General features: G+C 68.0%; 4 protein-coding genes. 2 read left to right on the top strand and 2 right to left on the bottom strand.

Annotated elements, in window-relative coordinates; translation table 11 throughout:
- Positions 1–172: 172 nt before the first annotated feature.
- On the top strand, positions 173–1,606 hold the full coding sequence (locus U9977_RS24380) for an exonuclease domain-containing protein (RefSeq protein ID WP_322751617.1): 1,434 nt from the start codon (positions 173–175) through the stop codon (positions 1,604–1,606).
- A complete protein-coding gene (locus U9977_RS24375) occupies positions 1,545–2,003 on the top strand; it encodes a TerD family protein (RefSeq protein ID WP_322751619.1) in 459 nt (152 codons plus the stop codon). The genes U9977_RS24380 and U9977_RS24375 overlap by 62 nt, the downstream gene beginning before the upstream one ends.
- Before the next feature lie 145 nt (positions 2,004–2,148).
- Here the strand turns inward: U9977_RS24375 and U9977_RS24370 are convergent, their stop codons facing one another.
- Together U9977_RS24370 and U9977_RS24365 are read right to left on the bottom strand one after the other, a co-directional pair.
- The gene (locus tag U9977_RS24370; protein WP_322751616.1) at positions 2,149–2,781 is read right to left on the bottom strand and encodes a hotdog fold thioesterase; all 633 of its coding nucleotides are present in this window, start codon (positions 2,779–2,781) and stop codon (positions 2,149–2,151) included.
- A 204-nt stretch (positions 2,782–2,985) separates the two neighbouring features.
- Positions 2,986–3,188, bottom strand: a 203-nt coding sequence (locus tag U9977_RS24365; RefSeq protein ID WP_322751615.1) for a hypothetical protein, incomplete at its 5' end; no start/stop codon positions are given.

Here is a 3,188-nt window from a genome sequence, read left to right as displayed (position 1 = left end):
TAAAGGATGCACGTGTTAACCCGACCGCCACAGGATCCATCCGTGCACCCACCGGACCGCCAGCGGCGAGCGGGTAGCCCGACAACTCGGACATCGCCTTCGTGTCGGATCGTTTTCGATCATCGGTACCCACAGCGCAGTGCGTCGGTCCCATACGGGATGATCTGGTGGCGTGACCGCCTCATTACGTCAACCGTCGACCATCGCCGTCGCCTATCCCCACCGCTACGCGGTGGTGGACGTGGAGACCTCCGGGCTGGTGGCACAACGCAGCCGGGTGCTCTCGATAGCCGTGGTGCACGTGGCGTCCGACGGCACCGTGGAACGGCGATGGTTGACCCTGCTCAACCCGGGATGCGACCCCGGGCCGGTTCACATCCACGGGCTCACCCGTGAACGGTTGGCCGGCAGCCCCACCTTCGATCGGATCGTCGACTCCCTGCTGCCGCTGCTCGACGGCCGAATCTTCGTCGCGCATAATGCGGTTTTCGACTGGCAGATGCTTGCCACCGAGGCGATGCGGATAGGTATCCGTCTCCCTGTCGAGTGGCGGCTGTGCACCCGGGTTCTCGCCCGTCGGCTCGATCTCGACCTGCCGAACCTGAAATTGGCTACGTTGGCCGACCACTGGGGGGTTGTCCAACGCCGAGCCCACGATGCCGTCGACGACGCCGACGTCCTTGCCGCACTGCTACCGCAGGCGTTGGAACATGCCGCCGGCCAGTATCTGGACCTGCCCCTCACTCCCTGCGGCACACCACGCGACGACGCAACGATCCGGCCCGCCCACGACCAGACGACCGGACGGAAACCACGCTGCCGCTACGTCAATCCGGGGCCACTCGCCGCCGGCTTACACGTCACCAGCGCGGTCAGCCGCCGGACCAGCGTTGTCGTCACCAACAACATCCGCAGCGGGACTGCCAAAGCCCGTGCCGCGCTGGCGCACGGCACGACAGTGCTCGACGAACAGGTCTTCCTGCGCCTGCTCAGCGATGTCCGCCCCGGCCGGCTCCGCGAACAGACCGCCCCCGACATCGGGTCGGTGCTGACCTCGAACCCGAACCCGAACCCGACTGCGACTGCCACTGCCACTGCCACTGCGACGCATACGTCCCACCCCTTTGCAGGCCGTCGCATACTTGTACTCGGCGAGCCACATGCCACGGCCACGCAGCTCCGGGAACGCATCACGGCCTTCCGCGGTATCCCTGCCGTGAACGTCACCGCAAGTCTCGCCCTCACCGTCTGCCTGGACGGCGGCGAGCAAGACCGCCGCATGCCCCGCATCCGACACCTCGGCATCCCCGTCGTGCCTGCCGAAACATTCCTGCGCGACATCGCCGCCAGCCGGTCCCTCCCGGACAGCCTGTCCCTTCCACCGGCCACCGGCCACCGGCGGGACCGAGCCCGACGCGCCGCTTTCTGCCGGCGCGACGCCCCGGTCACCTCGGTCGTCATCCAGCCGGGCGGCTACCGGACGGGTACTACCCTGCGGCGGCGTCCAGGATCTACCGACGGCCGTCGCCGGCACGCAATGGACCATCGCCGCCACCTGGTCCTGGGACGCCTGCGATGTCGACGTCGTCGCGTTCCTCGTCGGTGACGACGATCTGGTCGGGGCCGACGAGGACTTTGTGTTCTACAACCAGCCGCAGGCTGCCGGCGGAGCAGCTGTGCTCAACGTCGACGGTCCGGCGGAACAAGCCATCACCGTGGACCTCGCCGCCGTACCGAACGACACACGAAAGATCATTATTGCGGCGGCTCTCGACGGATCCCGGACGTTCGGCGAAATCGGACCGGTCGAAATCAGCGCTCAGACACCGGACGCGGCAACGTGGCTGCGTGCCACCCTGGACGCCGCCACCACCGAGCGAACCCTGATACTCGTCGAGATCTACCGGCGGGCAGACGCCTGGCGTTTCCGTGCCGTCGGCCAGGGCTATGACCACGGACTCGCCGAACTGGCCCGCGTCTACGGCGTCGAGATCGAGGACTGACACGCGCCTGTTCCCGCACCGAAGACGTCATGTCTGCGATAATCAACATCGCTGATGTTATAGATCCCGTCTCGCCGGGCCCTGGACGCCGATTCCATCGTCGTCCGCCAACGTCCGTAGACGTCCGCCGGCTCGGCTACACGATTCAGTTCCCGGCTCCGGGTGGAGCGTCGCGCAGCAGGCAAGTCAGCCGCGACGTGCATACAGGGCGACCGGACTCGTCGACGATCCGAATGTCGTAGGTGGCGAGCGTGGCACCGACCTGGATCGCGGTGGCCGTCGCCGTCACCGTGCCCGACCGCGCGGCCCGGTGGTGGGCCGCGTTGATTTCGATACCCAGCGCCACCCGGCCGGCCGCGGCGGGCGAGATTGCCGCGGCGAGCGAGCCGATCGTTTCAGCGAGCACCACGGATGCACCCCCGTGCAGCAGCCCGTATGGCTGGCGGTTGCCCTCCACCGGCATCGTCGCGACGACCCGGTCCGGACCGGCTTCGACGACCGTGATGCCCAGGCGCGCGGCCAGCTCGCCCCGGCTACGGTTCAAGACAGTGACGAGGTCCTCGTCTGGACCGGCGCCGAAGTCGACGCGGACGGTCGCGGCGGTGTCGGTGTCGGTGTCGGTGTCGGTGTCGACGGTCGGATCTGCCACGTGAGTTCCCTTCGCCCGGGCGATGAGCTCGCGTCGGTCGGCGGCGGAATGCCCGCTCTGAATGTTGATCTCTTTAAGCGCTACGAACACGTCCAGCGTCTCATCGAACGCCTCCCACACGGATCCCATGCCACCGTCCAGCCCCGAACCAGCTACCGCTGCAGCCACCGGCAGCCCCGAACGCCCTTGACGACACCACCAGAAACTTCGTCAGCCGTGGACCTGCCAACCTGTTCGAGGCAGCGTCTGACTGCCCGATCTGGCAGCCAGACCGGCGGACGAGCCCGGACTACGGGGGACAGCTGCGGTGACGAGCAGGCCTCACGGCGACCCCTACACCGGCGGCCGGGTGTCCCATCCCGACCCGGCCGGCGGCTCCGAGCCCGGCCCATAACCCGCCGCCCATATCGTCCGCAGTGGCTTGCCGTGTGGGCAGGTCCCCGTCTCGGGGATCGGCTCCACGCTGCCCGTGGCGTGCAACTGGGCGCCGCGACGGCGACGGCACTTGTTGCAGGCCACCAGAGCCAGCATCTGTC

This window comes from Protofrankia sp. Cas8, assembly GCF_963555845.1.
In the GTDB taxonomy this organism is placed as follows: domain Bacteria; phylum Actinomycetota; class Actinomycetes; order Frankiales; family Frankiaceae; genus Protofrankia.
The sequence above is the reverse complement of the archived record's forward strand: the minus strand, read 5'-3'. Positions and strand labels throughout refer to the sequence as shown.